14 protein-coding genes are annotated in these 25441 nt (G+C 35.9%); 7 read left to right on the top strand and 7 right to left on the bottom strand.

The window, feature by feature from the left end; translation table 11 throughout:
* Positions 1 to 76 precede the first annotated feature (76 nt).
* Entirely contained in the window at positions 77 to 1429 is a 1353-nt protein-coding gene (gene radA, locus MKS83_RS10120; RefSeq protein ID WP_240583064.1) for a DNA repair protein RadA, read from the bottom strand.
* 59 nt (positions 1430 to 1488) lie between these two features.
* Between radA and MKS83_RS10115 the strand changes: the two genes are divergently transcribed.
* The 4 genes from MKS83_RS10115 to yidC all read left to right on the top strand — a co-directional run bounded on the left by MKS83_RS10115 (position 1489) and on the right by yidC (position 6252).
* Positions 1489 to 1887, top strand: coding sequence for a hypothetical protein (locus MKS83_RS10115; RefSeq protein WP_240583063.1), 399 nt, complete (start codon positions 1489 to 1491; stop codon positions 1885 to 1887).
* A 61-nt stretch (positions 1888 to 1948) separates the two neighbouring features.
* On the top strand, positions 1949 to 2518 hold the full coding sequence (locus MKS83_RS10110) for a YceI family protein (RefSeq protein ID WP_240583062.1): 570 nt from the start codon (positions 1949 to 1951) through the stop codon (positions 2516 to 2518).
* A 148-nt stretch (positions 2519 to 2666) separates the two neighbouring features.
* Positions 2667 to 4274 carry a CTP synthase gene (locus MKS83_RS10105; protein ID WP_100376713.1) on the top strand — a complete coding sequence of 536 codons (1608 nt, stop codon included), beginning with the start codon at positions 2667 to 2669 and terminating at the stop codon, positions 4272 to 4274.
* A gap of 181 nt (positions 4275 to 4455) precedes the next feature.
* The gene (gene yidC, locus MKS83_RS10100) at positions 4456 to 6252 is read left to right on the top strand and encodes a membrane protein insertase YidC (RefSeq protein ID WP_240583061.1); all 1797 of its coding nucleotides are present in this window, start codon (positions 4456 to 4458) and stop codon (positions 6250 to 6252) included.
* Positions 6253 to 6369: 117 nt separating this feature from the next.
* On the opposite strand, the gene MKS83_RS10095 is transcribed toward yidC, so the two are convergent.
* Positions 6370 to 6954, bottom strand: coding sequence for a ribonuclease HII (locus MKS83_RS10095; RefSeq protein ID WP_100376711.1), 585 nt, complete (start codon positions 6952 to 6954; stop codon positions 6370 to 6372).
* A gap of 133 nt (positions 6955 to 7087) precedes the next feature.
* On the opposite strand from MKS83_RS10095, the gene MKS83_RS10090 reads away from it, so the two are divergent.
* From MKS83_RS10090 to argS, 3 genes are all read left to right on the top strand, one after another.
* The gene (locus MKS83_RS10090; protein WP_240583060.1) at positions 7088 to 10120 is read left to right on the top strand and encodes a SusC/RagA family TonB-linked outer membrane protein; all 3033 of its coding nucleotides are present in this window, start codon (positions 7088 to 7090) and stop codon (positions 10118 to 10120) included.
* A gap of 47 nt (positions 10121 to 10167) precedes the next feature.
* Positions 10168 to 11595 (top strand): SusD/RagB family nutrient-binding outer membrane lipoprotein, encoded by a 1428-nt coding sequence (locus MKS83_RS10085; RefSeq protein ID WP_240583059.1) that lies wholly within the window; start codon positions 10168 to 10170, stop codon positions 11593 to 11595.
* 84 nt (positions 11596 to 11679) lie between these two features.
* Positions 11680 to 13440, top strand: coding sequence for an arginine--tRNA ligase (argS, locus tag MKS83_RS10080; RefSeq protein WP_240583058.1), 1761 nt, complete (start codon positions 11680 to 11682; stop codon positions 13438 to 13440).
* Positions 13441 to 13585: 145 nt separating this feature from the next.
* On the opposite strand, the gene MKS83_RS10075 is transcribed toward argS, so the two are convergent.
* The 5 genes from MKS83_RS10075 to ccoN form a co-directional block, all read right to left on the bottom strand.
* Complete coding sequence (locus MKS83_RS10075; protein WP_240583057.1) at positions 13586 to 14506, bottom strand: YihY/virulence factor BrkB family protein; 921 nt, start codon at positions 14504 to 14506, stop codon at positions 13586 to 13588.
* Between the two features lie 29 nt (positions 14507 to 14535).
* Entirely contained in the window at positions 14536 to 16863 is a 2328-nt protein-coding gene (locus MKS83_RS10070; RefSeq protein WP_240583056.1) for a BamA/TamA family outer membrane protein, read from the bottom strand.
* 11 nt (positions 16864 to 16874) lie between these two features.
* Complete coding sequence (locus tag MKS83_RS10065; protein WP_240583055.1) at positions 16875 to 21902, bottom strand: translocation/assembly module TamB; 5028 nt, start codon at positions 21900 to 21902, stop codon at positions 16875 to 16877.
* 292 nt (positions 21903 to 22194) lie between these two features.
* On the bottom strand, positions 22195 to 23082 hold the full coding sequence (locus MKS83_RS10060; RefSeq protein ID WP_240583054.1) for a cbb3-type cytochrome c oxidase N-terminal domain-containing protein: 888 nt from the start codon (positions 23080 to 23082) through the stop codon (positions 22195 to 22197).
* A gap of 16 nt (positions 23083 to 23098) precedes the next feature.
* Entirely contained in the window at positions 23099 to 25378 is a 2280-nt protein-coding gene (gene ccoN, locus MKS83_RS10055) for a cytochrome-c oxidase, cbb3-type subunit I (RefSeq protein ID WP_240583053.1), read from the bottom strand.
* Between the last annotated feature and the right edge of the window lie 63 nt (positions 25379 to 25441).

Here is a 25441-nt window from a genome sequence, read left to right as displayed (position 1 = left end):
TTTATTATGTTTCTCATAAAAAATATTCGGGCGTTTTTCCTTTAGGAAAAACGCCCGAATCATCAAAAAGTTTATTCTAAAAAAGACGCTCGTGGAAATCTTCAATTTTACTTACTTCTTCGATTTTAATCCCAAATTTTTTCTTTGGAATTTTATTGAGGTTAGAAACAAAAATCTTTTCATAACCCAGTTTTTCGGCTTCAGAAATTCTCTGTTCGGCCTGTGCAATCGGACGGATTTCGCCACTTAATCCAATCTCACCTGCAAAGCAATAATGTTCAGAAATCGGAATATCCTCATTGGAAGAAAGAATAGAAGCTACCACTGCCAAGTCTAAAGCGGGATCATCTGTTTTTATTCCTCCTGTGATATTCAGGAAAACGTCTTTGGCTCCCAATTGGAAACCTGCTCTTTTTTCCAGTACAGCGAGCAGCATATTTAATCTTTTAGAATCAAATCCGGTAGAGCTTCTTTGTGGAGTTCCGTAGACTGCAGAACTTACTAACGCCTGAATTTCTAATAGCATTGGTCTGTTTCCCTCAATGGTTACAGCAACGGAATTTCCGGAAAGCTCCTCAGATTTTTTTGTGATTAATATTTCTGAGGGGTTCTTGATTTCTTTTAATCCTTGCGAGATCATTTCATAAATTCCGATTTCAGCAGTTGATCCGAAGCGGTTTTTATTGGCTCTTAACAATCTGAAAAGGTGGTTTCTGTCTCCATCAAAATTTAACACTACATCTACCATGTGCTCCAGAACTTTTGGACCTGCGATTTGTCCGTCTTTGGTGATGTGTCCGACTAAAAATACAGGAACATTATTTTCCTTGGCGTATTTAATGATTTCATTGGAACATTCTCTGATTTGGGAAACGGTTCCCGGAGAACTTTCAATCAGTTGAGACTGTAAGGTCTGTATAGAATCGATGATGACAAAATCAGGCTCCAGTTTCTTGGCTTCATGAAGTATTTTTTCCAGAGAAGTTTCAGTGTAAAGAAAACAGTTCGGGTTTTTTACATCAGCTAAACGGTCAGCTCTCATTTTGATCTGGGAAGCACTTTCTTCTCCTGAAACATAAAAGATCTTTTTCTTCATTTTCAGGGCAAGTTGAAGAAGCAGGGTAGATTTCCCGATTCCCGGTTCTCCACCAATTAAAGTGACAGAACCTAATACAATGCCTCCTCCCAATACTCTGTTGAGCTCATCGGATGGTGTTTTTATTCTCGGTTCTTCGATGGCTTCAACTTCAATGATGTTGATAACATGTTGTTTTGTCTTTGAAAAAGGCGGAGTTTTGTGTGAAGCCGTTTTTTCTACCACTTCTTCCACCAAAGTGTTCCATTCACCGCAATTTTTACACTGTCCGGTCCATTGAGGATACTGTGAACCGCAGTTTTGACAGAAATATGCTGTTTTTAATTTTGCCATACCGCGAAGTTCAAAATTTTTTTTGAATTTTTCTTTTGATTTTTAGTTAATTTTCTGGCATGAAAAATATTTTACTGAAAAGCATTCAGATTTTTGCATTCATGTCAATGATGAATTTATTGTTGAGTGTATTGATCTCGAATATTGCGCATTTTCCTGGTGGGAGTTTTGGGATGTACCCTTTTTTACTACTTATAGAATGTTTAGTAGCTTCAGCTATAGCCTTTATTACTGTTTGTATATTTCGAAAAAGCTATCGTTCTGTTTTGAGAATTGCGGTTTTATTTCAGATAATTTATTTGATTAGCTTAATTTTAATTGGGTTTAATCCATTTGGATCTGATGCTGTAAATATTTTAAGTTTACTGTTGTATATAAATTCATTTATTGTTCTTTTAGTCGTTTATTTGCTTTATTTACTCTATTCAAAAATAATTTTAGGAAAATCAAAAAACTAACATAGATCAATGTATAAATTCGCAATTAAAGAATAACTTTGTTGGTATAATAAATAAAGAAATGAGAAAACTATTTTTAACTCTTGTATTGGCTTTAATTAGTATTACAGCTTTTGCACAATCGGAATGGACGGTAGATCCTATGCATTCTTCTATTAATTTCAATATTAAACATATGGGAATTAGTTTTGTACAGGGGAAGTTTGATAAGTTTGACGGGAAAGTTTCCACAGCCGGAAATAATCTGGAAAAAGGAGCCTTCAATTTTATCGTATATCCTGCAACGATCAATACAGGAGTAGATAAAAGAGATAAACATCTTACAAGTGCAGATTTCTTTGATGCAGAAAAATATCCGCAAATAAGATTTGAAGGAGGGACAGTAGCAAAAGGGAAAGATAGTACCTATACTTTGAAAGGAAAACTTACGATTAAGGACGTTACAAAAGAAATTACGGTTCCCGCTACTTTTGGAGGGGTTGCAAAAAACCAGCAAGGGAAAGAAGTATTGGGGTTTCAATCTAAGTTTACGATCAATCGTTTAGATTATAATATCAAATATGATCCTACAGGAGCAGGAGTTGCTAAAGATGTTGAGGTAGCTTTATATTTTGAGTTGATAAAGCAATAATTTAAGTATATAATTTGATTTGGGTGAAAGGCTTTCAACATAGTTGGAAGCCTTTATTTTTACTTTCTTCTGAAGAATATAAAATTTAAAATCGTAACAAAATTGCTTTGTATCTCTTTTTCCCCTAACTTTGCACAAACCTAATCTAATGAGTAAAAAGAATACAAAGTACATCTTTGTGACAGGAGGTGTAACTTCATCTTTGGGAAAGGGAATCGTTTCAGCTTCTCTTGGACTTCTACTAAAATCACGTGGCTTCAACGTAACTATTCAAAAGCTTGATCCTTATATCAATATTGATCCGGGAACCTTGAATCCTTACGAACATGGAGAATGTTATGTGACCGAAGATGGCGCGGAGACGGATCTGGATTTAGGACACTATGAGCGTTATCTTGATGCTCCGACTTCCCAAAACAACAACGTTACAACAGGAAAAATCTACCAGACTGTCATCGAAAAAGAAAGAAAAGGAGACTTCCTTGGAAAAACAGTTCAGGTAATTCCTCATATTACGAACGAAATCAAGCGCAGAATTAAAATTTTATCTAAACAGAATTACGATATCATTATTACAGAGATCGGTGGTACTGTTGGAGATATTGAGTCTTTACCTTACATTGAAACTGTCCGTCAGTTGAAGTGGGAATTGGGTGAGAAAAACTCTATGGTCATTCACCTGACTTTATTGCCATATCTGGCTTCAAGTGGGGAATTAAAAACAAAACCATCTCAGCATTCTGTTCGTCAGTTAATGGAAAGCGGAATTATGGCTGATGTTTTGGTTTGCCGTACAGAGCACAAAATTCCAAAAGATCAGAGAGCGAAACTGGCTCAGTTCTGTAACGTTCCTTTAGATAATGTGATTGAATGTAAAGATTTGGATACAATCTATGAAGTTCCGATGTATCTTCAGAAACAAAACTTTGATGATGTAGTTCTTAAAGAACTGGATCTTAAAAGTGATAAAGATGCAGATCTTAAAGAATGGAAATCTTTCTTAAAGAAATTCCAGAATCCTAAAAAATCTGTCGAAATCGCATTGGTAGGAAAATACGTATCACTTCAGGATTCTTATATTTCAATTGCTGAAGCTTTCAAACATGCAGGAGCAGATCTGGAAACTGAGGTGAAAGTAAGATGGGTGTATAGTGGAGATATTACTCCTGAAAATATTAAGGAAACTTTAAAAGGTGTTGATGGTATCCTTGTCGCTCCAGGTTTTGGTGATAGAGGGATTGAAGGAAAGGTTCTTACCGCTCAATATGCAAGAGAAAATAAAATTCCTATGCTGGGAATTTGTTTGGGAATGCAGATCATGACGATTGAATTTGCCAGAAATGTTTTGGGATATTCTAAAGCCAATTCAATGGAATTCGATACTTCTACAGAACATCCTGTAATCTCATTGATGGAAGAGCAGAAGAATGTGGTAGATAAAGGAGGAACCATGCGTCTTGGAGCTTGGAAATGTTCTTTGAAGAACGGTTCTAAATTAAACGATATTTACGGAGCTAAAAATATTACGGAAAGACACCGTCACAGATATGAATTCAATAGCGATTATATCGGAGAGTTTGAGAAAAATGGTTTCTTGGCAACAGGAACCAACCCGGAAACAGGATTGGTGGAAGCATTAGAAATGCCGGAACATCCGTTCTATGTTGGAGTGCAGTATCACCCGGAATACAAGAGTACGGTTGCTACACCGCATCCGTTATTCAGAGCATTCATTAAAGCTTGCACACAGAAATAAAGTAATTTAAAAGTTACAAACGTCATACATAAACTCAGACTGATTTTTCTCAGCCTGAGTTTATTATATAGTAATATAGTAAAGGATAGAGTTTTGATAAAAAAACAGTATTTTTGTCGACTCGAAAATGTATGTCATTTTGGTATACATTTAAATAGGTAAAAATTTTAATAAAAATAAAATGCAACAGAACAACGGACTCGATAAAAGTCAGATTATTAGTTTTGCGGTTTTATGTTTGGTTCTCTTCGGTTTTATGTTTTATTTCCAAAACAAGCAATCGAAAGAGGAAGCAGTAAAAGCTCAGCAGCAAAAAACTGAACAGGCAAAAAGTGCCGTAAAACAGACTCAGGCAAGCAATATCAATCCAAATGTAACTCCGAACGCAATTCAAACAGCGAATCTTTCCAACAATGAGTTAAAAATTGAATTCAACAGCTTAGGAGGACAGGTTTCTAAAGTGGAACTTGCAGAATACAAAGCATACGATCATAAAACAGATAAAGCCGATCTTCCGCTTTACCTGATTACAAAAAATAATTCGAACTACGGTTTCCAGTTCAAGGATAAAACAGGAAAAGTGATCAATACAAAAGATCTTGTTTTTGCTCCAACTGTAAATGGAAACGCAGTGACAATGACGGCTAATTACAATGGAGCTGTTATCCAGTTTATTTATACTCTACTTCCGAAATATACCTTAGATTTTAAGGTAAGAACTCAGGGACTTTCAAAAATCACAGCTGATAACAAAGCAGATTTCCTTTGGGATTATAGTGTAAGAAACTTAGAAAAAGGTAGAGCACAAGAACAGTCTCACTCAGAATTCTCATATGCTTTCAATAATTATAAAGATTATGATTATGACGGAAGAACGACAATGACTGAAGATAAAGAAACCCTTAACTGGATCGGGGTAAAGCAGCAGTTCTTTGCTTCTGTGATTGAAGCTAAAAACGGATTTACACAAAGTAAGGGAAATCAGGAAACTATTGAAGAAGGAGAATATTTGAAGAAACTGAACTATGAAGGTTTTGTTCAGATGACCGGAAGTGAGCTTAATCAGGACTTCACATGGTATTTCTTACCATTGGATTTACCATTATTGAAAGAATATAACAAAAACTTCGACGAGATTCTTCCGTTAGGATGGTCTTTCATCGGATGGATGAACAGGGGATTCTTTATTCCTATTTATAACTTTATTGCATCTTGGGGGTTAACTGCAGGTTGGGCAATTTTCTTATTGACAATCTTGGTTAAATTAATATTATCGCCAATTATGTACAAACAGCATAAGCTGAGTGCAATGATGAGGGTGATCCGTCCGGAAATTGATGAAGTAAATGCTAAATTTAAGGATGCAGATCCGATGAAAAAGCAACAGGCAACAATGGAGGTATACAGAAAAGCAGGGGTAAATCAAATGGCAGGATGTTTACCTGCGTTAGTTCAGATTCCTATTTTCTATGCGTTGTTCCGTTTCTTCCCTAACTTTATAGATCTTAGAGGACAAGGTTTCTGGTTTGCAAAAGACTTGACAGCCTATGATGACTTGATCAAATTGCCGTTTAAAATTCCTTTCTTAGGAGATCACTTAAGTATTTTTGCCTTGGCATGTACCATTGTAATTTTAATTTACACGGTAATGACTTCAGGAAATATGCAACAGCCTCAACAGGAAGGAATGCCAAATATGAAAGTATTAATGTATATTTTCCCGATTACATTCCTATTCTTTCTGAATACTTCTGCATCGGGGCTTTCTTGGTATTATTTCGTATCTAACGCGATTAATATCTTGATTATCCTTGTTATTAAATATGTGATTTTGGATGAAAAGAAAATCCACGCACAAATCCAGGCCAACAAAGAAAAGCCAAAAGCTGAAGGTAAGTTCCAAAAACGTATGAGAGAAATGATGGAAAAGGCTCAGGAACAGCAAAAAGCACAGGAACAGCAAAGAAAAAAGAAATAAAATAACTTATTATAACAAAAAGAGAAGCAAATTATTGCTTCTCTTTTTTATTTAGAAATGATTTAAATTTTAAGTGATCGTGATAAAAGATAAATAATTGACAGTTCAATTTTAAACTCAATCATATTTTAACCTGAATGACTGACGGTGATGTCTGGTTGGACCATGTTTTATTAAAGCTTCCTGGTGCTTTTTCGTCGCATAACCAAAGTTAGTATCCCATCCGTATTCTGGGAACTCTTTGTGTAATTCTATCATTAATCTATCCCTGTAATTCTTAGCCAAAATAGATGCGGCAGCAATAGAAAGTACTTTCGAGTCTCCCTTTATGATACATTCATGAGGAATATAGTTATAAGGATGGAATTTATTTCCATCTACTAAGATGAGCTCGGGTTGTATGCTTAGCTTATCAAGAGCTCGGTGCATAGCGTGTATACTGGCATTGAGGATGTTATGTTGATCTATGAATGAAGGAGAAAGCTCCGCAATTGCATAGCTTTTAACATTGTTTTTAATATAATGATCAAGCTCCATTCTTGTTTTAAAATTCAATTTTTTGGAGTCATTGATTAGATTTTGTTCGAAGGTTTCATCCAGAATTACAGCTGCTGCCACTACGGGGCCGCACAGACAACCTCTTCCTACCTCATCACATCCTGCTTCAATATAATTATTTGTCCATTTCTTTAGTAATTCCATAAAAATTAAAACATTTTAAAGGGTAAAATTGATATTTTTTTTAATACTATGGCAAAAATAATATTTTTTTAAGATTTTATTTTGTCTTTTTAAGAAAGTTTTACAAATTTGTATATCACAAAATTAATTTGATATGAAGAAACTAACAGCAGGTGTGCTTGTATTAGTATTGTCTTCGTCTCTTGCTGTTGCCAATGCTCAGCAGACAAAGAAGGATTCTATTAAAACACAAGAGATAGAGGGAGTTGTAGTAACTGCCCTTGGTATTAAAAGAGAGAAAAAATCTCTAGGCTATTCATCCCAAACCTTAGACGCAGAAAAAGTAAATTCAGTACCTACTACTAACTTTATTAATAACTTATCAGGTAAAGTAGCAGGTATGGAAATTAAAAACAATGGAAACTTTGGTGGGTCAAGTAATATTGTTTTAAGAGGGGCGAAAAGTATCACTGGTGACAACCAGGCATTGATCGTATTAGATGGAGTACCAATTATCAGTGGTAATCTAAACTCTGGTGATGCTTCAAGAGGACGTGACGGATTTGATTTTGGAAATGCTACAGCAGATATCGATCCTAATAATATTGAATCAATAAATGTACTTAAAGGAGCGGCTGCTACAGCTTTATATGGAAGTATGGCTGCAAACGGAGCGGTTATTATCACTACTAAAAAAGGAAAGCGAAGCAAATCTTTAGGGCTTTCAATTAACTCTACTGTCTCAGTAGGATCAATGGATAAATCAACATTTCCGGAATATCAAAAACTTTATGGAGCAGGATATAATGGTGCAGACAGTTTTATAAGCGCAGACGTTAATGGAGACGGTATTCCAGATACAGTTGCCCCGACAGGAGATGATGCTTCTTATGGACCAGCATATAATCCAAACTTATTAGTTTATCAATGGAATGCTTTTGTTCCTGGAAATCCAAATTTTGGCAAAGCGACACCATGGGTGGCTGCTAAAAATGATCCAAGCAAATTTTTTCAAAAATCACTTTCTTTTGTAAATAGTTTTAATCTGAACGGAGGGGACGAACTAAATACCTATAACTTAACATTTACTAATAATAATGAAACTGGGATTCTTCCAAATAGTAAATTAAACAAGAATATGTTAAGTGGTAACTTTAGCCGTAAGTTTGCGGATAATTTTACAGTAAGAACTTTCTTAACTTTTAATGACCAAACAACAGTAGGTAGAAATTCTGTAGGATATAATGATAATATACTTACAGGATTTAGACAATGGTGGCCGTTGAATGTTGATATCTTAGAATTAAGAGATGAATATTTCAGAACAAATAAGAATTATACCTGGAATATGAATGCTCCTTTAGATGGTGATTTATCAGCTGCCTTTTGGAATAACCCTTACTGGGATAGATATCAAAACTATTCATCTGATGACAAAACGAGATTAATTACGGGTGCTGAATTATCATATGACGTTACCAAAAAATTCAATATATTAGGTAGAGCGACCGTAGATTATACATCAAGTAAACAAGAGCTAAGAAAAGCTGTAGGGAGTCATGCTGAAGAGTTCGGTCTTGCTCAGGCTGATGAAACTTCCGGATATTGGGTATATGATGATATGATCATAAGACAGACTTATGATTTAATAGGTAGATATACTTGGAATGTATCAGATAAATTTAATGCCTTATTTGTTGCAGGAGGGCAGTTCATGGATCAACACCAAAGAAGTACTGAAAACTCTACAACCGGAGGGTTAATTATTCCTGGTTTATATACAGTAGGGAATTCAAGAGCTTATTATCCTTCAATAGAAAATAACATACGAGGACAGAAATCAGGAATTTATGCTCAAGCATCGTTCGATTATGATAAATACTTATTCTTGGAAGGAACTATCCGCAACGATACTTCTACTGCATTACCTAAGTCTAATAGAAACTATACTTATTTTTCATTAGGTTCCAGTTTTGTATTTTCAGAATTATTTAAAAGCAGTTGGTTAAATTTTGGAAAAGTAAGATTAAGTTATGCAGAGGTAGGAAACGATATGGCATTCGGAAGACCTGGATTCTTTTCACCAAGAGGTACTGTAAGCGGACTTCCAATGGCTGATATCAGTGATACTTATGTTGATTTTGATGCACTAAAGCCAGAAAGACAGAAAAGCTGGGAGGTAGGTTTGGAAACATCCATGTTTAAAAGAAGGGTAACGTTGGATGTTTCACTTTATAAAACAAATACTAAAGATCTATTGTTTAGAGTACCACAATCCCCATCTACTTCCTATAGTTTTTCATTAATTAATGCCGGAGAAACTCAAAACAAAGGTGTTGAAGTTGCATTAGGTATAGTTCCGATTAAAAGTTCTGATTTTCAATGGGATATTAATGTGAACTGGTCTAAAAACAAAAATACAGTTGTTGCGTTAAATCAAGGTAGAAACAATCTACAATTAGCTAGTTTTCAAGAAACGAGTCTAAATGCAACAGTGGGGGAAGCTTATGGAACATTTAGAGGTACTGGCTTCGTTTATGATGCTAATGGAAATAAAGTTGTAGATGATGATGGGCATTACTTAGTTGCGACGGATAGAGTATTAGGAAATATACAGGCTGACTGGATGGGAGGTGTTTATAATACTTTTAGATACAAAAACTTTTCTCTTGGATTCTTAATTGATGTGAAAAAAGGAGGAAGTGTTTATTCACTTGACCAATCATATGGAGGGTTAACAGGAATCTATGCTTATAGCGCTGGGTTAAATGATTTAGGTAATCCGGTGAGAAATCCTTTAACCAACGGCCCTAATTCGGGAGGTATTATTTTGCCTGGTGTGAAACAAGATGGAACGCCTAATGATGTAAGAATTGATGCTTCTTATGCAGGAGGAGCTTATGGAACCGATGCAGGGATACCTCAGGAAGCATTTATTTATGATGCTTCTTATGTAAAATTGAGAGAAGCAAAAATATCATACACCTTACCATCTGATTTGCTGAAGAATACGTTTATTAAAGGTATGACCTTAAGTTTATTGGGACAAAATCTATGGATTATTCATAAAAATTTACCAGATGCGGATCCGGAAGCAGGAACTTCTTCAGGTAATATTCAAGGTTTCCAATCTGGGGTGATGCCTTCTACTCGAATTTATTCATTTAACGTAAAATTAGACTTCTAAAAAGAATTACAATGAAAAAAATATTTTCAATACTTACTATAGGATCTTTGGCATTACTTACAGGGTGTGTCAATGGTGATGACGACTTTAATAATAATCAAACTCAGCCATATCAGGTTCCTGCGGAGCTAGCCTTTACTAATGCTCAGAAAGAATTGATCGATCAAATGGAAACGCCAAGTGTAAACTTAAACGTATTTAGATTCTTTCAGCATTATTTGGCGACGACAATTTATAGAAATGATGCACGCTTTAACTTCACTGGGACTAGAAAAGTGCCTGATAATATGTGGTTAGCACTGTATACCGATGTTTTAGGTAACCTTAATGAAGCAAAAAAGATCATTCCTACAGAAGCAAAACCTGCTACATTAACACAGTTAGCATGGGATAAACAGCAGGCAAATAAATTAGCAATTATTAATATACTTGAAATTTATACTTATCAGGTTTTAGTAGATAGTTTTGGGAACGTTCCGTATTCAGAGGCGGTTAAGGTTGAAACTACTGTTTTACCTAAATATGATGATGCAAAAACAATCTATGCTGATTTAATCAATAGGCTAAACGTACTTATACCAACCTTAGATACTGCATATCCAAGTTTTGAAACGGGTGACAATATTTATGGTGGAGATGTAGCGGAGTGGATTACTTTTGCAAATAGTCTTAAATTAAAGATAGGAATCAATCTTGCTGATGTGAATCCTACTTTGGCTAAACAAACAGTAGAGTCTGCTTATAATGCGGGGGTTTTATTAACAAATTCTACTAATGCATTATTTAAATATGATGGAACTTCACCCAACTTTAATCGTCTATACGCGGAAGTAATTGCTAGTAACAGAAATGATTTTGTTGCGGAAGAAGGTATTGTCGATGCAATGAATAATCTCAATGATCCGAGAAGACCTTCCTATTTTACTGCTGCACCAGGAGGTGGATATGTGGGAGGTACTGTAGGACTTTCAAATTCTTATGCTACCAATTCTCATATTGGAGAAAGTTTGTTGGCCCCAAATAAAACAGGCGTTTTGTTTGATGCAGCTGAGGTTAATTTTTATTTAGCAGAAGCTGCTTCAAGAGGATATAGTGTTGGTGGTACTGCTGCAAGCTATTATAACACTGCAATTACTGAGTCAATGGCCCAATGGGGAGTTACAGGTGCTGCCGTTACTACTTATCTGGCAGATCCTAATGTTGTTTTTTCACCAGCAAATTGGAAGCAAAGAATCGGTGAACAAGCTTGGATTGCAATGTATAATAGAGGATTTGAGTCTTGGAATTTTTACAGAAGACTTGATTATCCTGTAATGACTGCTCCAAATGCAACACCAGCAGCAGAAGGAAAGATACCAGTAAGATTAACTTATCCAATTAATGAACAAACGGTAAATGGAAGCAACTGGAGTCAAGCTTCATCAGCAATTGGAGGAGATAAACTGACAGTAAAAGTATTTTGGGATATTAATTAAAAAGAACAAAACAAATTTTAATATTTAAAAACCGCCGAAAGGTGGTTTTTTTATTTCCGTATATTTGTATTTCAAAATGGAATAATGAATATTAAAGATATAATAGAACAAAACCTTGCAGATGTTATCCTTAATGTCTATCAGCTGAAAGATGTTAAATTAGAAATTCAGGAGAATAAAACGGAATTTGAAGGAGATTTTACCATCGTGACTTTTCCTTTGGTAAAACAGCTGAAAAAAAATCCTGAAAGTATTGGTGTTGAATTAGGAGAGGCTTTAACAGAGCAAACTGAGTTAGTGGAGAGTTTCAACGTTGTGAAAGGGTTTCTTAATGTTAAAGTTAAAAATCAGTTTTTTGTAGATAATTTTAGATCGATAGCTAATCAATTTAATGTTATTGAAAAGAAAAATTCTACGGTAATGGTGGAATACTCTTCTCCGAATACAAACAAGCCCCTTCACTTGGGACATATCAGAAATAATCTGTTAGGATTCTCTGTTGCTCAGATTTTAAAAGAAGCAGGGTATGATGTGATTAAAACCCAAATTATTAATGATAGAGGTATTCACATTTGTAAGTCGATGTTGGCTTGGGAAAAATATGGAAAAGGAGAAACTCCTGATGCTACTCATACTAAAGGGGATAAGTTCGTTGGAAACTACTATGTGAAATTTGATCAGGAATATAAGCAGGAAATTGCTGAGCTTGTCGCTCAGGGAATGAGTGAAGATCAGGCAAAAAAAGAAGCTCCTTTAATGAAAGAGGCTCAAAAGATGTTGCTGGACTGGGAGAATGGAGATGAAAAAGTAAGAAATCTTTGGAATGAAATGAATTCCTGGGTATATAAAGGATTCAATGAAACGTATAAGAGATTAGGAGTAGATTTCGATCAGGTGCAATACGAAAGTTATACCTATATTCTTGGAAAAGATCTTATTCAGGAAGGATTGGACAAAGGAGTTTTATATCAGAAAGAAGATGGTTCTGTTTGGTGTGATCTTACAGATGAAGGATTAGATCAAAAACTTTTATTGCGTTCAGACGGAACTTCTGTTTACATGACCCAGGATTTGGGAACTGCTGTAGAACGTTTTAAACAAAATGATATTCAAAAGCTGATTTATACGGTAGGAAACGAGCAGGATTATCATTTCCAGGTTCTATTTAAGATTTTAGGAAAACTGGGGTATTCCTGGGCTGATCAATTGTATCATTTGTCTTATGGTATGGTAGAGCTTCCGAATGGGAAAATGAAATCCCGTGAAGGAACAGTAGTGGATGCTGATGATCTAATGCAGGAAATGTATACGATCGCAAAATCTAAAGCTGAAGAATTAGGAAAATTAGAAAACCTGACAGAAGAAGAAAAGGATGCAAACTATGAAAATGTAGGAATCGGTGCATTGAAATACTTTATGCTGAAAGTGGATCCGAAGAAAAAAATGCTCTTCAATCCTGAAGAAAGTATCGATTTTAACGGAAATACAGGTCCTTTTATCCAGTATACTTTTGCACGTATCCAGTCTTTATTGACTAAAGCTAATTTTGAGCAGAAAGAAATTACTGAGATTGAATTAAATCAGTCCGAAAAAGAACTGATCATGCAGCTGGCAAATTATAAAACAGTTGTTGAAAAGGCGGCAGAAGTTTTAAGTCCTGCTTTAGTAGCGAACTATGTGTATGATTTGGTAAAAACATATAATTCCTTCTATCAGAGCAATCCGATTATGAATCAGGAAGATGAGAATGTAAAGCAATTCCGTCTGAGTGTCTCGGATCTTACGGCAAAAACAATAAAAAAATCGTTACAGCTCTTAGGAATTGAAACGGTAAACAGAATGTAAATTATATAAAGGCTTTTGATTTTCAAAAGCCTTTTTTCTTATACTATACTAACATAATTTATACAACAAATTATATTTCTACAACTTTCGGAAGGTTCATACAATTTTTGATACTATTGAGATGATAATTTTGTGGGGTTTCTTTTTATGTTTGCGCTTTTTGGCTGTCTTCATAGAGTTTTGCATTGCTCCATTTAGCGTGTTTTGAAGGAACAATTCTGTAGCCTTTTCTATAAGTATAAACTTTGGTGAATTCGGCTCCGAAAAAAACAAGCATACAGGAATAATTGATCCACATCATAATTAAAATAACAGTTCCCGCAGTACCAAATGCAGAAGTAGGCTTAGTGGTTCCGAAATAGAGACTTAATAAAAATTTCCCTAACGTAAAAAGTATAGTTGTAAGCAATGCTCCTGACCATACCGATTTCCAACTGATCTCTACATCTGGTAATATTTTAAACATTAATGCAAACAAAAGCATAACCACCCCAAAACCAACAGTAAAATTGATGAGTTCTACCAGCATATACGTTTCTAAACCAAAATATTGGGTGATAAACTTGTTGAAAATACTAATTAGAGAAGACAAGATCATAGTTATCATCAGTAAAAAGCCTAGAATCAAAATCATTCCTAATGAATTGGCTCTGTCCAGCAAGAATTTTACGATCGCTTTTTTAGGAGCAGCTTCTACGTCCCAAAGTGTATTTAATGAATGTTGGAGCTGAAAAAATAGCGTAGTAGAACCAAAAACCAAAGAACCGACACCTACAATTTTCATGAAAATATTTTGTTTGTCAATCAAAGCTCCTGCAATCATATTTTCTATGCTTTTGGCTGCGTCGGTGCCCATTAAACCGCTTATTTGATTATTTATCTCCCCACGTATCGCTTCTTCTCCCAAAAAATGGCCTGCAATCCAGATGATAATGATCAATAACCCCGGAATTGAAAAAATAGCGTAGTATGCCAGGCTTGCAGAATCCGTTGAAGCAGAAGAACTGTTCCATGCAGAGAATGTTTCCTTTAAGACTTGCCATAAAAATTTTATATTTTTCATCATAGTATCGTCGGGATTTATTCGGCATAACCTTAGAAAGGATAACCGATCGCAATATTCAGAATAAGATTATCCTTCCTCCAGTTGGAATCACCGAAATTTATTTTATCAAACGTCCATCGGTCATTTTTTTCATAATAAGGAACTCTCAATGGCATGGCCAGATCCAATCTTAAAATCAAAATAGAAAAATCTAATCTTAACCCAACTCCGGCTCCAACAGCAATTTCACTTAAAAACTCTTTTGAAAATTTGGCTCCCGGTCTGTCCGGATCTTCATTAATAAGCCAGACATTTCCGGCATCGGCAAAAACGGCAACATTTAAAAACTTATAAAGATTGGCACGGTATTCTGCGTTGAGTTCTAATTTAACATCACCGGACTGATCGAAATAATAGCCTTGTTCAATCGTTCTCGGATCAAAACTTCCAGGTCCTAAAGTTCTTGCCCGGAAAGCTCTTACACTGTTGCTTCCTCCTGAAAAGAACTGTTTTGAAAAAGGGATATGTTCAGAATTTCCGTACGGATAGGCTAGCCCGGCAATAAATCGTGTTGCTAAAGACGTTTTTTCTGTGAATTTGTGATACAATCTGAAGTCATTTTCAATCTTTGCATACTGACTGAAAGGAACTCCGAAAATAGTTTTCTCTTTATCTTTTTTTACATTCGCACCCGTTACTAATCCTGTTATGTTACCGGCTAAATCCAATGTCCCTTTATAATACATGGTGGTTGGTTTCGACAACATGGTGTTAGTGTAAGTATAAGAATAAGTAGGCCCGAAAATCAATTGCTTTTGAACAACTCTTCGCATAGCATCACTTTTTGCAGAGATTGAATCATACAATGCTGTAATATTGGCAGGAGAAACATACGTGACATCAAAGATTTTCAGATCATGTTCCTTTCTAGCATTTTCTTTCCAGACGTATCCAAATGAGCCTGTGAAGGTATTCAAAGTATAATATTCCGTACGATTCTGGAACTCATAGCCTAAAGTAATATTCGTTCTCGGAACAAAAGCGCTCGAAGAATTAAATCTGAAGGGTGCCACAATTCTCGGAATTGAAAGCTGAACATTGGTTCCGGCTCTGAACAGGTTTTTAGCATTTTCAGGACCTCCCATCTGGAAGTCAAAAGCTCCGTAAATTGCTGCTTTAAATTGTTCTGCTCCTCTGAAGAAATTTCGGTGTGTCCAGTTGAGATTCAATTCGCTTCCTGCATAATTGGCAGAATTGGTTCTTCCTAAAGCTTCCAGACGAAGAGACTGTATTTCTCTTGGCGTTAAAAGATAGTAAGCATCAAATTTATGCTGCAGTGAATCTGAAACAATAAATTCATTTTTTACAAACTTGAATACTCCTAAACTGATTAAACGGTTTAAGGTAAGGTTGTGATTGGTTCGGTTGTAAAGATCTCCTTTTTTAAAATATAAAGCCCTGTCAAAAATTTTAGGCTTGAACTTGTGTTGCGGATCGATGACATAAATATCCTTGTAGGCATATTGAGCGAGGGAGTCGGGATTCATCGGGATTTTATATTTTCCGGCTCTTACATCCTGAATATTGTAGGTCGGGAACACGATTACATTATTAATACTGAATTGCTGGGTTGAAAGATCTGGAGTATCCTTTTTCAGTTTGACATTGAGTTCCACCTTATGATTTTTGCTTATGGTACTATCAGCCTGAACAATAATATTATCAGGGTGAAAATAGTAGAACCCTCTTTCTTTAAGCCCGTTATCAATCCTTTCTCTTTCATTTTTAATAACATCCAGATCGAACGGATTTCCGTTTTTAAGAAATGTTTTACCGGATAAATCCTGAATTTCTTTATTAACTAAGGAAGAGTCTTTCTGAAATTTAACATTGCTGATCAAATATCTTGAGCCGGGCCTTAAAGTATAAATAACCTGAGCTCTTTTGTTTTTCGAAACGGTGTCATAAGTTGCTCTTGCATTAAAATAGCCTTTATTTTCAGAATAATTTTCAATAATATTTTTATTGAACTCCCTGTCTACATCACCCAGTAAAACAGGTTTTTCTCCCATTTTATATTTCAGCCAGTAGTTGAATCCTTTTTCCTTTTTAGGTTCTTTGGCAATATTGTAGAAATACAGCTTAGGTCTCATTCCTAAAAATGTGGAATTGGGTTTTGGAGTAAGATTGGCCTCCAAAGCCGTTTTAAGCTCTTTTCTTTCTTTTTTTGACAGAGAGTCATTTTTTATTTTTACTTCCCCTCCTGTATAAAGCATTTGTCCTTCTTTCAGAAATCTTGTATTATTACATGAAAGACTGAGCGCTGCAAAACCGGAAGCGAATAAATATTTGAAATATATGGAGCGTTTAGTTTTCATTATTTAAATGGTTATTTAAATTCTACCACCTGATCTTTTTGGTTTTTTCTTACTCTTTTCTCTTTAGATTTTTTGAAAATATCACGGAATTTATCGTAATCCAGTGTGATAATAAATCCAACCCCGGTTTCTATAATTTGTCCCTGAAGAGCTACCTGATATTCATCTTTACGGTAGGCACGAAGCATGTATCTTCCGTCTTTGGAAAGGCTATAATCCACTGTGACATTTCCTGCAATATTGGTCATGTTTTCGTTTTCCCGTGCTTCACCCTCTAATGCAAAATTGCTTCCCACGGAAACCTTCAGACGATCATTCAGTAGCTTTTTGCTGACTCCTACATTAAGGTCTGTTCTTGTATTTTTGTTGCCGGTTGAATAATCTTCTGAAGATTCGAGATCAAAATTCAGGTCTACTCCTTTTATCAAATCGGAAGCAAGATTATTAAGCTGCTGAGAAAGAAGCTTACTCACACTCTGTCTGGCAATCATTTCACCCGACATTCCTGCGCTGGATTCGAATGGATTTTCACCAATGAAACGGTTGAGCAGCAACAGAGCAAAAACCTGTTTGTTCATTTCGGATTCCTGGGTTCTTAGCTGGGCAAGTTTCTGATCCACAGTTTCAATAACATTTGATGAAACCGCATTGTTTTTCTTATCGGTGGTAATATCGAATGTAATTTCCGGCTTCAGCAATTCTCCTTTCATTTTTAATAATGTATTGAAAGGTATTCTTTGCTTATACTGATTGAGTTCACCCGGTGAATCCGGATTTAATTGCTGCTCTACCAGATCGATCGGAGCGGCCTCTGTTTTATAAATGGCGGTAATATCCAGTGTTGCCGTGGTAGGCTCTCCGGTCCAGGTAATGGTGCTCCCTTTTTGAATATCGAATTTACGTTTTAGCAAACTTACAGACATTTCATACGCTCCGGATTCTACCTGATAAATTCCTACGAGTGTTGTTTTTCCGGAAGGATCTATGCCTCCGGTTAATTCTGCTTCTCCCTGAAGCTTTACGAAATCTCCATTGGCTTTATCAATAATGATGGATAGTTTAGCCTCTTTGCTTACTTCTATATTTACACTTACATCCATTCCTTTAATGCGGCTTTGTGCATTTAGAGAGTCAGCTTTGATCGTTTTATTAAGAACTACCTGATCCTGATCTATGAATTCTACAATTCCGTCTCTTTCCTGTAACGAAGGGCTCGATTGGGGAAGGACGAATGAAAAATCAGTAGCATCGGAAACATTCAATCTTCCGTCAACTTTTGGCAAATCAAGATCACCACGAACATGGAGATTGGTGTCAATCGCTAAAATTCCGTACATAATGGCATCGTTCGATTTTTCGGAATTTACGACTTTAAAATCTTTGGCTCGGACGTCTAAGTTGAAAGCAAAATCTTTATAGGTCTGTGTAAGAACTTCACCATTAATTCTCAGAGAATTTCCGTCTTTATCATTGATTTTGAAATCATCGAACTCAATACCTCGGCTGGTAAAGCCGATCTCATCGTTCAGCTTTCTGAAATCACTTCCTGTTTTAGTAATTTCCAAACCTACATCATTGAATTTAACTTTACCTAAAATGTTGGGTTTATCTGTAGTTCCGGTAATTTTCAGATTTCCCGATAGATAACCTTCCGTATTGGTAACGGCATTCATAGAGAACCCCTGAACGGACTTCATCTGTAATTGATTGATCGCCATATTCAGGTCAAATGTACTGGAGGAAGTGTTGTAATCTCCCAGAATTTTTACATCATTATTATTTCCTGAAAGTACGACATCAGCATTCAGGAGATTCGGAGAATTGTTGTTGACTTTTACAGCCAGGTTTCCGATAGGGTTTTCATAAACGATTAAATCAGAAATATTTAAGTCAGATGTGAAAGTCATCTTTTTTGTCAAATCACGCAGTTGGGCAGTTCCGTTGATTGTTCCTCTTGCCAATAGTGTATCTTTTTTAATTAATTCTGTAATGGTTTCAATTTTAAAATCTTTCAGCGAAACATTTAAAGGTGAATTTGGAGATTGGGATTCCGATTGTAATAAAATCTCACTTCCTCCATTTGAAAGTCTGAAATTATCTGCAAAAATTCCTTTGTTTCCGATTTGTATTTTGTTCCCTTCTGAAACTGTCCAGTCGGTGTAATTTAATTTTAAGCCATTCGGATTTAAAGATATTTCTGTGATGTCATTCAATGATTTTGCATTTCCGGCAATCAGGAATTGAGTTTCATCTTTTTGATCTTTTGTCGTGATGTTGTAATTGATTATGTTATTTGAAACATCGCCGCCAACATTTACTTTGTTTAGGGCGAAACTTGAGCTTTTTAATCCTGCGACAAATAGGTTGTATTGTAACGCCTGGTTCTCGTTGGTTACTTTTAACGTTGCATTTTCAATGGAATTTTCCCCATACAAAAGCTGTGGAATTTGTCCATCGATTTCAATTTTCTGAGAATCGGCATCGTAATTTCCGGTCAGATTAATGGTTTCAAAACTTTTCAGATCAGGAACAAACTTTCTGATGATATCATCATTTTTAATTTTTGCACTAAAGGTAAAGAACTGTCCCTGCTGAATTTTCTGAGCCTTTCCCGGCTTTTGGAACTGATAATACTGATTAATGGTATTCGATAAAGAGCCAAAAATCTGGGTCAGTTTGTATTTTCCTTTCAGCTCTATATCTGCAACCTGAGAGTTGAGAACAATATTGGTAGAATCAGCAGTTGAAGAAGCTTTCAGATTCAGTTCCTGAACAGGATACACTTCTTTGGTATCCGAAAAAGCAAAATCTTTTAAAGTTAGATAGCCATTCAGATTGTCCGGATCCAGATTGGTAAAATCACCATCTATTTTTCCTGCGATAATCATTGGTTTTTCGTAGAATCCAAGTTTGTTCACATCCAGTTTTATCACTTCACCATTCACTTTTACCGTAGGATTTTTCTCGTTGTAAACTCCGAAAGCTGTTAGCAATAGATTAGCATTAGGGTCTTTTGAGTTGAGAACAATATTGTAGGCTCCACGATTGATTTTTCCCGTAAGGTTCATGTTTTGGTAACGATATCCTTTATAAACTGCTGATGCAACATGACCTTTTACATCTGCTTTTGCATTTTTGAAATCAAAACTTTCTCCTTTGGCATAAATCTGCGCCGAAATTGCTCCTATATCTTTATTCTGGATGATTTTCCCGATCTGTAATCCCTGTAGATTGGCTTTTACATCATACAGTTCATGATTTTTTCTTCGTATATCCACTTTGGCAATCACAGCGGCATTTCCAAGACTGGAGTAGAGGTTCAGATTGGCATCCACCACTTTGGTAGTTCCTTTTGTCGTTCCTTTGATGCTCATATGAGAAGGCAGAGAAATGTTGGAAGGAATCGTATTTTTCGGAACTAAATTGAAAATCGTTTTTGCAGATGAAGATAATTCTGTAATCCTCAAATCATAATATAAATTCTCAGGATTCATCGCGTTTCTGATTCTTCCTGATGCGGCAACTCTTAACTGATCTAAACCTGAAAGTTTGAGATTGTTAATCAATAAATCGTTGACATTTCCTTTTACATTGGCATTTACATTTAAAATAGCATTTGGATATTTGTTAAAAGGAACGGTATTTCTCAAAGTCGGAGCCAAATTTAGAATATCTGCAAAACCAATTCTAGAATCTTTGATATTGGCTGAAATTTTTACGGCTCCTAAATTGGAACTTAATTGTTCAATGGAAGTGTAATTTAAAATAACCTCATCACGTAACAATGTTTTCGGAGTCTGCAAATAAAGATCTTTTAGATAGGCCTCTTTGTCATTATATACAAAATCCGTATTGAACTTTTGAATATCCAATCCTCTTGCTTCCTGAATTTCTGCTGAGCTCACGGTTCCGGCAAACGTATTATCCTGCATTCTGAAACTTCTTACCTCGACATTCATTTTGGAAAAATTCATGTGATTGAAATCCATTCCTTGCTTTGTAGGAGCGATGGCAGTATTATTATAGGTAACTTTTACATCGTTTAATACCAATTTTCCGAGTAACAGATTCAGTGCTTTTTCTTTATCCGTTACTTTTGAGGCTTCAGATTCTTTGCTGTTTTTAGGATTCGCATTCTTAGCCGGAAGATAAAGATTGGCATTAATAGCTGCGCCGGAAAGGAAAACATTATCTATGCTATACGCATTGTTTTCCAGATCAAGTTTGTTGACCTTTGTGCTTAATTCTTTAAATAGAATCTTTGCAAAAGTTTTGGTATTGTCGTCGCCGTAATCAATATTGAAGTTGGTAAGTTTTATTCCTCTTAATCCAATCTGCATCGGCTTTTTATTATTAAGAGAATCGACTTTCTTTTCAACTTTTTGAGAGACTTCTTCTACGAGATCCTGTTTTAATTTTAGCTTTAATCCGTCAAGATTAATGTCATTAACAGCATATTTGTTGTTATTTAAATCAAAGGTTTTTACTCTTGTGTCAAAAGATGCAAAGTAAAGTTTTATATCATTTCTGGATTGCTGGTCGTTGAAAGTAACACCAATATCCTTTAGTTTAATTTTATCTAAGGAAATAATGAAAGGTTTCGATGGACTTTCTTCTTTATCACTGGTAGCAAAAGCATCAATGATATAATCGAAGTTGAATTTCCCGTCCGATTTTCTCACGACATTGGCTCTTGCTCCTTCTAGATCCACCGAAGTAATATCTGCTGTGGAATTGATAAGTTTAAGCATATTTAATCCAACGTCAAGTTTTTTTACGGCCAGAAGCGTATCAACATCCTGTCCTTTTAAATACAAATTTTCCATAACAAGACTGTTTGGAAATCCTATATAAACTCTTTCGAGGCTTACTTTGGTTTTGATTTTCTTTTCAAGATAGACGACCAGTTTATCCTTTATGAAGTTTTGAACAGCCGGAAGCCTTAAACTAAAAACAAGCAGGATAAGAAAAACCAATATGGAAATAAAGGTTATCAGGAATCGCCTTAAGAGCTTTCTTTTATTGATTTTCAGTTTCAAGAGTGATTCGGTTTTAGACAAATATAATAATATGAATTTATTATTTCTGCAGTGATACTCTTTTATGAATACAAAAATCCTGCCTTGACTGCCTATTTATGGAATTTAAGTTTAGTTGTCGTCAAGTGAATTAGTTGATGAAGACAGTCAAGGTGCGGATTTTTTGTTTTTAAAAGCCCCCTTTTTATCATTTTCTATGTTGAAAAGGTTAGCAAAAATGAAGTTTCAAATGTTAGTTTAGTTATTCAAAGGGGGCATTGGCATGGTTTGTATGTTGAGATAAAAATTTTTATTAGTCATTTCCGTTTTCCCATTTTACCTCTTCCCCTTGTGGAGCGGCACCTCCTTGAGCAGGAGTAATAGGAGCGGTTTCCTGATTGATGTGATATATGTAAGCCGCAATTTTTTCAGCATCTCTTCCTGTAATGGTTCCTTCTTTGATAAATGGTCTCATCGTAGGATTGTTGGGCGATCCGTTTTCAAGCATCCAGATCACATTTTTAAATAAGCTTTTTTGTTTTACATTGATCCAATGGGTATCGGTTAAATTGGGACCAATTCCTCCTTTCCCGTTATCGCCATGACATGTGACACAATTGGTTTTAAATAATTCCTGACCTTCTGCAATATTATCGGCACTGTATTTTGCGGTTTCAAGTGTTACCTGTGGTGCATTTTTTTCATATTCTTCAATAGATGCGAGCATCTGTTTCGTTTCATGGTTTAATTCTGCTTCAGGGTGGGCGTAATCTGTGAAGGCAAAGGCTGTAAGATATACCGCACAGAAGATGCACCCGAAATAAAACAGACCGATCCACCATTTTGGAAGTGAGTTGTCGAGCTCTGTAATTCCGTCGAAACCATGATCGATAAGAATATCTTTTTCTTCGGTAGCAGACTGTTTTTTGAAAGCCGAATTCCAAAGTTTCTGGAAATAGGGCGTGTTTTTATCTTTTAAATATTCAGCTTTTTCTTCAGCTGATAATTTGGTGAAATTCTGGTTTTCAATTAAGTCTCCAATCGAATTCATAATCAAAAGAAGAATAATTGCAATCAGCATCAATCCCCAGAAAAAAGGTGAAGAGAAATATCCTGAATCGTGTGCGAACATTTCGAACGCCATGATCGTCAAACCTATTGTGACAAGGATATATATGGAAATAGGGGTTCTTGTTTTCATTGTAATTCAATTTAAATTATTTTGCACTTGCGGTTTGAATCTGAGTCGTTTTGATATCGGTTCCTAATCTTTGCAGATAGGCGATCATGGCTACAATCTCTCTTTGCTCAAGCGGAACGAATGTTGCTCCTTTTGCAGCTCTGTCTTTTTCAATCTGTTCTTTAACATCGGTAGCTTCGGAATAAATTCTTTTTACAATTCCTGCAGCCTGATTATTGGCCCATTGATTGGCGGAATCGATTTCAGCTTTTGTGTATGGAACGTCGAAATAGTTTTTCATCAGTTTCATTTTGTCCACCATTTTTGTTTTGTCCAGTTTGTTTGTAATCAACCAAGGGAAACGCGGCATAATGGATCCTGCTGAGGTAATTCTCGGGTTATACATATGTTTGAAGTGCCATGAGTCAGGATTTCTGCCTCCTTCTCTGTGTAAATCAGGTCCTGTTCTTTTCGATCCCCAAAGGAAAGGTCTGTCATAGATAAATTCTCCGGCTTTAGAATACTGCCCGTTCTTGCCTTCAAATCTTACAATCTCGTCTCTGAACGGTCGTATCATCTGTGAGTGACAGGCATTACAGCCTTCGCGGATGTATAAATCTCTTCCTTCCAACTCTAGCGGAGAATAAGGTTTAACGGCGGTAATGGTTGGTACACTCTGTTTTAAAGTTAATGTCGGAATAATTTCTACCAATCCTCCAATGGCAATGGTGATGAAAGCTAATACTGATAATAATTTCGGAGTTCTTTCCAGCCATAAATGGATTCCTTCCCCTTCTTTTCTCGTACTTCCGATATTGGCCAATGCAGGTGCTTCTGCAGGAACTTCTCTCTGGAATGATCCGGCTCTGATGGTTTTTATAACGTTTACAACCATTAAAATAGCTCCTGAGATATAAAATAAGCCACCCAAAAATCTCATTTTATAATATGGAATGATTGCAGTTACGGTATCCAGCCAGTTTTTCCACAATAAAGTTCCGTCCGGGTTGAATTGTTTCCACATCAATCCCTGAGTAAATCCTGAAATATACATTGGTACTGCATAGAAAATAATTCCTAAAGTTCCTAACCAGAAATGCCAGTTGGCAAGTTTCTTAGACCAAAGCTGCGTTCTCCACATTACAGGGATAAGATAGTAGACGATACCAAAAGCCATGAAACCGTTCCAGCCAAGAGCTCCGATGTGTACGTGACCAATTACCCAGTCGGTATAATGTCCTATTTTGTTTAAAGATTTTGTTGCCAAGAGCGGACCTTCGAATGTTGCCATACCATAACAGGTAACAGCTACAACGAAGAATTTTAGAATAGGATTTTCTCTTACTTTATCCCAGGCTCCTCTTAAGGTAAGAAGACCATTTAGCATACCTCCCCAAGATGGTGCAATTAGCATAATTGAGAAGCCTGTTCCCACTGCCTGCGCCCAAGCCGGAAGTGCAGTATATTGTAAATGGTGTGGTCCAGCCCAAAGATAAACGAAGATGAGTGACCAGAAGTGAATAATAGACAATTTATAAGAAAAAACAGGTCTGTCTGCAGCTTTTGGTAAGAAATAATACATCAAACCTAAAACCGGAGTTGTTAATACGAATGCTACTGCATTGTGACCGTACCACCACTGAACCAAGGCATCTTTTGCTCCTGCATAGATCGAATAGGATTTCCAGCTTGTAAAAGATAAAGGAACTTCCAGGTTATTGAAGATGTGAAGCATGGCTACCGCAATCCAGGTCCCGATGAAAAACCAGATGGCAACATATAAATGTCTTACCCGTCTCTTAGCGATTGTTCCGAACATATTTATCCCGAACACAACCCATGAAACTGTTATTAAAATATCAATTGGCCATTCGTGCTCTGCATATTCTTTAGAGGTATTGATTCCCATAAGGAACGTAATCACTACGCTGACAATCATGATTTGCCAGGTCCAGAAATGTATCCATGATAAGGTGTCACTGTACATTCTTGTTTTAAGTAATCTCTGCATGCTGTAGTAGGCGCCACAGAAAAAGGAATTACAGACAAAAGCAAAAATCACCGCACTCGTATGCAACATTCTGATCCTTCCGAAGCCAAGAGCTCCTTGTGTATTAATCAGTCCCTGAATATTTCCAGATGCTAAACTTTTAATGGTGGTATCATCTGTTCCGAATAAAAATTCGGGAAGTTCAGGATAAAAAAGCATCAGTGCAGCGGTAAGCCCGAGTAAAAATCCGACTAAACCGAATGCAATTGTAGCATAGAGGAATGCTCTGACAATAGTATTGTCATAATTAAATTTTTGCGTCTCCATAATTCCTATGTGTTGTACTGAGGTAATATTTACTTTAAAACAGAAGCTTCTGAGCAAATTTTC

The sequence above is a fragment of the Chryseobacterium sp. Y16C genome, from assembly GCF_022488405.1.
Classification (GTDB): domain Bacteria; phylum Bacteroidota; class Bacteroidia; order Flavobacteriales; family Weeksellaceae; genus Chryseobacterium; species Chryseobacterium geocarposphaerae.
The sequence above is the reverse complement of the archived record's forward strand: the minus strand, read 5'-3'. Positions and strand labels throughout refer to the sequence as shown.